General features: G+C 33.0%; 4 protein-coding genes. 2 read left to right on the forward strand and 2 right to left on the reverse strand.

Annotation, left to right across the window (positions count from 1 at the left end; genetic code table 11):
* Positions 1-534: 534 nt before the first annotated feature.
* Positions 535-2,514: a S8/S53 family peptidase gene (locus GJV76_RS14940; RefSeq protein ID WP_160340116.1), complete on the reverse strand. Its 1,980-nt coding sequence runs from the start codon at positions 2,512-2,514 to the stop codon at positions 535-537.
* A 195-nt stretch (positions 2,515-2,709) separates the two neighbouring features.
* Here GJV76_RS14940 and GJV76_RS14945 point away from each other — a divergent pair, with 195 nt between their 5' ends.
* The gene (locus GJV76_RS14945; protein WP_155093390.1) at positions 2,710-4,833 is read left to right on the forward strand and encodes a M3 family metallopeptidase; all 2,124 of its coding nucleotides are present in this window, start codon (positions 2,710-2,712) and stop codon (positions 4,831-4,833) included.
* 36 nt (positions 4,834-4,869) lie between these two features.
* Here GJV76_RS14945 and GJV76_RS14950 read toward each other — a convergent pair whose 3' ends face one another.
* Positions 4,870-5,412 carry a GNAT family N-acetyltransferase gene (locus GJV76_RS14950; RefSeq protein WP_155093391.1) on the reverse strand — a complete coding sequence of 181 codons (543 nt, stop codon included), beginning with the start codon at positions 5,410-5,412 and terminating at the stop codon, positions 4,870-4,872.
* Positions 5,413-5,583: 171 nt separating this feature from the next.
* On the opposite strand from GJV76_RS14950, the gene GJV76_RS14955 reads away from it, so the two are divergent.
* The gene (locus GJV76_RS14955; protein WP_155093392.1) at positions 5,584-6,528 is read left to right on the forward strand and encodes an alpha/beta hydrolase family protein; all 945 of its coding nucleotides are present in this window, start codon (positions 5,584-5,586) and stop codon (positions 6,526-6,528) included.
* Positions 6,529-6,546: the final 18 nt, after the last annotated feature.

The following is a 6,546-nucleotide window of genomic DNA, read 5'->3' on the forward strand; positions in this document are numbered from 1 at the left end:
CGTATTCTTCTTGTTTTTTCCACTTGTGTTTCAAAGCGAATGCAAAAGTAAAACTATTTTTTTAATCTCCCAAAACTTTTTTTGAAAAATTTCTTTTTCTTTTTTCTTGCGAACTACAGTATTTACTGAAGCGGACCGCAAAGATAACACCTTATCTTTTACTTATCCAAACTTTATTTTGTTAAAGTTTTTAAAGCTTTTCAAAGTTATTAATTCTTCTTTGCTGCTTTCTTTATATTTAGGAGCGTCTGCCTCTAGAGTCGTTATTACTTCTCTAATGCGGATGCAAAAGTAGTATCTTTTACGCTACTTCCAAACTNGTACACTTTACAAGTGAAACTTTTTTTTGGATTAATGATATCATACCCCCTTTCCTACCTTACTTACACCAGTAATAATGCATTTACTTCCTTTAACAAGATTCTTTATACTATATATAGTATAGCACCTACTCGTAAGTACAATATTAAAAACAACAAAGGTTCTACTATATTTATTATAATAGAACCTTTGTTAACTATACTCAAAATCGTTTTACTTCTTAATTAATTTCTTACGATATCGTTCTCCACCAATCTCTACATAAACCAGATAAATTCCTTTCGGTAAATCAGAAACGTTAATTATAGCACGATTAGACCCAACAATTTCTTGTTCTTTTAATAGTTGTCCATTTATACTATACAACTCTACAGTATGTTTATCAAAGACGTAAGCCTGATCAATTTCAATATAGCAGTAATCTTCTGCAGGATTAGGCCAAATAGCAATACTATTATCAAGTGTGATACTATTTTGATTATATGAAATCCCATTAAAAGACGAATTACTAACCACTAGAGAGAAGTCTTGTACAGAACCTACCAACGCACCTTTATGTCTAATTACTATTTCATATTCTCCTTTGGAAGCATTTTCAATCTCTATTTTCTCAACATTATCGACTAAATTATCCCCCTTAACCGCCTTTGGATTTAAAAAATCTTGGTTTAACATCCAAGGTAAATACTCTTCTCCATTATAAAAAACGCGCAAATCCAAATCATTGACCAAATCTCTTCCATAATATTCATTATTTACACCTATTTTATTAACACCTTCTTTATCCGTCCAAACTAATGTAAACAACATTTTCTCGCTATCTGAATTTAAGTTTACTGTAGTTCTAAACTCTCTATTTTGAAATAAATTACTCTCCAAAACTAAAGCTTCTTTAGATAGAGAATTATTAAGTAATTCTACTCCAGATTTAGCATTTAACAATCCCCATCCATATCGGTAACTTGGTCCATCGTAAAGTTCTATTTTTTGAGCGGATTGAATCATTACAGCCTTTAGAGTTGCCGCCTTTAGAGGAAAACCTTTCTTTTCTATAGCCCATTGTTGCCAAAGCGACAATACTCCAGTAACAACAGGTGTAGCCATAGATGTTCCACTCAAATTAGTATATAGATTATCTTGAATTGAAATACCTTTAACCAAAGGGTTGACAAAGGCAGTAGAGAAAATATTCACTCCATCAGCTGTTATATCAGGTTTTACTCTAAAATCATTTGTAGGCCCTGTACTACTAAAATTTGTTTGAAAATTCTGTTCAGGAACCCCAGGATCCAATGCAGCTACAACAATCGGATTCTTAGCAGTAGAATAACCAACTAATAGATTCACCCCATTCTTTGTAGGATTAACAATATCCGCCACACCTAAATCATTACCAGCTGCAATTACAGGTTGAAAGTAGGGAAACAAATAACAAACTCTATCAAAATTATGCGCATCAATATTATAAGTTCCAAAGTAATTAACAGGTAATAGAGGCCTTTTATCATCATCTATTACTGCGATACCATAAGAGTGATTAGACAACAATACTCCTTGTTTGGCTAAATCAGTTATTTTAAGAATATCATTATCCCAACCAAAAGAAACCACATTTGCCATCGGAGCCATACCTTTTGCTTTAGGATTCAATCCCTTTGCTAATATAGTACCTGTCACATGTGTAGCGTGTAGCCTTGCCGATTCCCTTTTCTTTTGAATCGCTTTATCAAATGAATAAATATCATTTTGTTCTTCCCCTAACACCACACGCCAAGCATCTTTATCCCCTTTAAATTCAATATGTTTAGCTAAAGCAGTTTCTCCATCAACAACAGCCACTATCATATTGTTTCCCAACAAATTACTTGTGCGACTATCCATATTCAAACTATTCACGCCACTAACTTGTCTGGCTACAACATTCCCTAGTTTATAATAAATCGGAAATTGTTGTTGCTCTATTCGGCGCAAAGAAGTAAAAGAATGAGTAAAATTCGTTTTCTTTTCAGCAGTATACAAATCTTCAAATTGAACAATAGAAAGTGAATCACTTTTATGTTGTTGATCTAAAGTAGAAATAAAAAGATCTACTTTTTCGCCATCATACTTATTTCCAATCTCACTTCTCAAGGCAGTATTTTGTCCAAAAACACTACTTGTCATTAATAATAAAATCCCTATACCAATTCTCATACCTGTCATACACTAATTCAAATGTAAATTTCATCTTTTTCCAGTTCTTTTACTAATTATTATCAATAATTATTACAAATACATACCTATATTCTCACTTTATCATTTCAAATCAACCTCATTTAATAGCAGTTTTCCTGTTTTTACCTAATATTTCAATATATTTGACAATAACTAACATTAACTTATAATAATATGTACGCAAAACAAGCTATTTTAAGCGTTGTTGTAGGAGCTTCTGTTTTTTCAGTCTCATGTAACAACACAAAAAAAGGCACTACAGAGGTAACAGATTGGAACGAAAACAATTCTTTCTATAATCCAAGTACGCTACCTTACCAAACAGCAGATTTCAGCAAAATCAAAAACAAAGATTTCAAACCAGCATTACTTGAAGGAATGCGTCGTCAAATTGAAGCAATTGACAAAATCACAAGCACTACTGATGAAGCAACCTTTGATAATACATTAGTAGCTTTAGAAAAATCAAGTGAATTATTGGATAGAGTAAGTTCTGTATTTTATCTATTAACAGGAGCACATACAAACGATGAATTAAAGGCTGTTAGCAATGAATTAGCTCCTAAATTTGCTACCCATAATGATGCTATATACTTAAATGATGCTTTATTTCAACGCATTAAAAAATTACATGATAATTTAAAAGATTTGAATCTTACTTCGGAACAAGAACGCCTTGTGGAGGTTTATTATCAAAACTTTGAAAAAGCTGGAGCAAACTTAAGCCAAACAGATAAAGAAAAACTAAAAGAACTAAATCAAACTATTGCAACATTAAATAATCAATTTGGAGATAAATTATTGGCTGCAACTAAACAAGGAGGAGTATCTTTTACAAAAGAAGAGCTTTCGGGCTTAAGTACTAGTGAATTAGACGCAATAAAACAAGAAAACGGAACTTATCTAATAGACCTAAATAATACAACTCAACAACCAGACTTAGATAAGTTAACCAATAAAGAAACCCGTAAAAAACTATTTGAACAAGCATGGATTAGAGCTGAAAAAGGAGATGAAAATGACACTCGTTCTACTCTTATAGAGCTTGCACACAAAAGAGCTGAAAAAGCAAAATTATTAGGTTTTGATAACTATGCTGCTTGGAGCTTACAAGGAACGATGGCACAAACTCCTGATAATGCTATTAAGATATTAAAAGATTTAAGTCCTTTTGCTGTTAATAGTGCAAAAGAAGAAGCAAAAGAAATCCAAGATTTAATAAACAAAGAAGCCGATCCATTTACTCTAACTGCAGCAGATTGGAACTATTATGCAGAAAAGATTAGGGAAGAAAAATACGCTTTGAATCAAAACGATTTAAAACCCTATTTCGAAATGAACTCTGTGATGGAAAACGGTGTTTTTTATATGGCTAAACAACTTTATGGTTTGTCATTTAAAGAGCGAACAGATATTCCAGTATGGCAAGAAGACGTGAAAGTTTATGAAATATTTAATGAAGATGGAAGCCAAGTAGGATTATTCTATGCTGATTACTATCAAAGAAATAGTAAACGTGGGGGAGCTTGGATGAGCAATATTGTTGGACAATCTAAGTTATTAAATCAATTACCTGTGATTTATAACGTAGGTAACTTTCCAAAACCAGCAGCAGGACAACCTACACTTCTATCGCTTGATAATGTAATAACTATGTATCATGAATTTGGTCATGCCTTACACGGATTTTTTGCAGATCAAACTTACCCTACTTTATCAGGAACAAGCGTATCTCGTGATTTTGTAGAATTTCCTTCTCAGTTCCACGAACACTTTGCATTTGAACCGTCTATTTTAAAGAATTATGCAAAACACTATCAAACAGGAGAAGTAATTCCTGATGAGCTTGTCAATAAAATAAAGAAAGCCTCTAACTTCAACAAAGGTTATAGCTTAACAGAATTGTTAGGTGCTTCAGTTATTGATATGGAATGGCACATCATTGATAGCAATACCAAAATTACTGATGCAATAGCTTTTGAACAAGAAGCTCTTAAAAAATATGGTTTAGACTTAGCTACTGTACCTCCAAGATACAGATCAACTTACTTTAGTCATATATTCGCTGGAGGATATGCAGCTGGTTACTATTCATATAAATGGTCTGAAATGTTAGACTATGATGCTTACCAGTGGTTAGAGCAAAATGGAGGAATGACAAGAGAAAATGGTCAAATCTTAAGAGACAAAGTATTTTCTAAAGGAAATTCAATGCCACTTGAAGTTATGTACAAAGATTTCAGAGGAAAAGACCCTTCAATAGATGCTTTATTAAAATACTCAGGTTTTACAAAATAGTCAGTAAAAAAAAGGCCAGCAAAATTGCTGGCTTTTTTATTTATTCAATATTGCTATCATCTCAGCGTCAACAAATCTCCCCTTTTCAAAGAAGTAATCACGTAAAATTCCTTCTGTTTGCATACCATTCTTAGTAAGAACCTTACGAGAAGCATGATGACTTGGGTCAATAAAAGCTTCTACACGATGTAAATTCATATTCTTAAACCCATATTCGATTAAGAAGCTAACGATCTGTGTCATATAACCTTTTCCCCAGAGATCAGGATGCAAATCATACCCGATTTCTGCCCTATTATTTTCTTCAGACAAATTGTGAAACCCACAAGTTCCTACTAACTTATCTTCTTCTTTATACGTTATTGCCCAACGAATTCCTTGCTTTAAAACAGTTCGCTCAATCCAGGTTTGGATTAATTGAGTAGCTTCATCAGTAGATTTAAAAGTAAACAAATCATAAAACTCAGTTACCTCATCTTTTGAAAAATACGCGTATAAATCTTTATCATCATTTATTTTTAAAGGTCTTAACCTTAAATCTCCAATTGTTACAATCGGTTGCTCTGCGGGAAATATCATATTATCTTTTTTTACAAAAGAACATCAGAAAAATTGAACAGACAAGAAATCATCAATATAAATGAATCTCCATATAACGTTAAAAATGTATTATACTATGCAATAAAACTTTGTAGACTTCGCTTTATTTCTATATTTGAGATAATGAAAACTAACCTAAACAATAATTAAATGAAAAGAAAGAATCTTTTGATTGCTATGTTTTGTCTTACAACATTGAGCATTCCCCTATTTACGGCTTGTAATAATGATGATAGCAATAAATCAATCATTATAACTGATCCAGTTATAAAAACTTACATAAAAGAAGAGGCTTACGCAATAGATAAATTAGATGAGGCATCACAGATAACTATTATGACTTATACAATGCCTAATGTATTAAGTCAACCAACGCAGGCAACTGCTTTAATTTTTTATCCAAAAACAGAAAAACCAAAAGACGGATGGAGAGTAGTTGTATGGGCTCATGGAACTGTAGGAGTTGGTGATGCGTGTGCTCCAAGCAACAACATGATAGGAGCCAATTTCAAAGTAATGGCTAAAAGTTTACTTGAAGAAGGCTATATTATTGTAGCCCCAGATTACGAAGGATTAGGTACAAAAGGAATACATCCATATCTAAATTTAAAAAGCGAAGCACTGTCCTCTATTTATGCTATCCATGCCATAAAAGAGCAATACAAAGACGAATTACAAGGTGGTTGGATGTCCGCAGGACAATCACAGGGAGGACAAGCTTCTTTGGGAGTAGCAGAGTTTGCTAATGATGACCCTTTTTTCAAGGGAGCAGTTGCAGGAGCACCAGCTTCAAGTCTTGGAGAAATCATTTTAGAAGTTGCCCCTAAAGCATTAGCGCAAATAGAACAGCTTGAAATTAAAAATAACGTGCCATTAGACAAAAGAAATTCCGTTGGTTCTTATGCGACTTTGTTATCCTATGCTGGGCTTGCAGGAGCCGGAATTAAGGCATATGAGCAAGAATTTGATTATACAAACCTATTTGAAGAACGCGCTAAAGACCTCGCTTTGCTTTCAGAGGGAAACAACGGAGAATGCCTTGATGAAATTCGCTCTGCGTTCAAAGATGATATAATTAACGTGAGTTCGATATAAGAAAAAGCAAAAAAAAGC

This window comes from Myroides albus (assembly GCF_009711045.1).
Classification (GTDB): Bacteria; Bacteroidota; Bacteroidia; order Flavobacteriales; family Flavobacteriaceae; genus Flavobacterium; species Flavobacterium album_A.

Coding starts and splice junctions, on each gene's coding strand:
- GJV76_RS14940 (WP_160340116.1), bottom strand. CDS start 2,514: ATGAGAATTGGTATAGGGATTTTATTATTAATGACAAGTAGTGTTTTT.
- GJV76_RS14955 (WP_155093392.1), top strand. CDS start 5,584: ATGAAAAGAAAGAATCTTTTGATTGCTATGTTTTGTCTTACAACATTG.
- GJV76_RS14950 (WP_155093391.1), bottom strand. CDS start 5,412: ATGATATTTCCCGCAGAGCAACCGATTGTAACAATTGGAGATTTAAGG.
- GJV76_RS14945 (WP_155093390.1), top strand. CDS start 2,710: ATGTACGCAAAACAAGCTATTTTAAGCGTTGTTGTAGGAGCTTCTGTT.